Origin of the sequence: Bacillus sp. SIMBA_005 (genome assembly GCF_046535585.1) — a bacterium.
In the GTDB taxonomy this organism is placed as follows: Bacteria; Bacillota; Bacilli; order Bacillales; family Bacillaceae; genus Bacillus; species Bacillus pumilus.
Genome location: NZ_JAWRWI010000284.1, coordinates 1 through 278, shown reverse-complemented (window position 1 = coordinate 278; position 278 = coordinate 1). Strand labels below are relative to the sequence as shown.

The following is a 278-nucleotide window of genomic DNA, read 5'->3' as shown; positions in this document are numbered from 1 at the left end:
GCACCGAACGGGGCGTCGACCACGTCGATGCCGAGGTCACGGCCGCGCGCACCATCGGCGCCAGCGACCCGGTGGTCGGACTGGCGTGGTCGGCGGCGCTGGGCCGGCCGGTGGCGCTCGACCATGCCTGCCGGCTGTGGCGCGTGGATGCCGATGCGCTGGTGCCGCTGCCCGGTCCGCAGGATGCGCGCCACTGCGTCGCACTGGAGGTCGGCCCCGAAGGCATGTGGGCGGCGTCGGCCGATGGCGGCCTGCACGTGCTGACGCATGCGGGCCGC

1 protein-coding gene is annotated in these 278 nt (G+C 76.3%); it reads left to right on the top strand.

Annotated elements, in window-relative coordinates; genetic code table 11:
- Window positions 1-278, top strand: a 278-nt coding sequence (locus SB660_RS20130; protein WP_410584066.1) for a hypothetical protein, incomplete at both ends; no start/stop codon positions are given.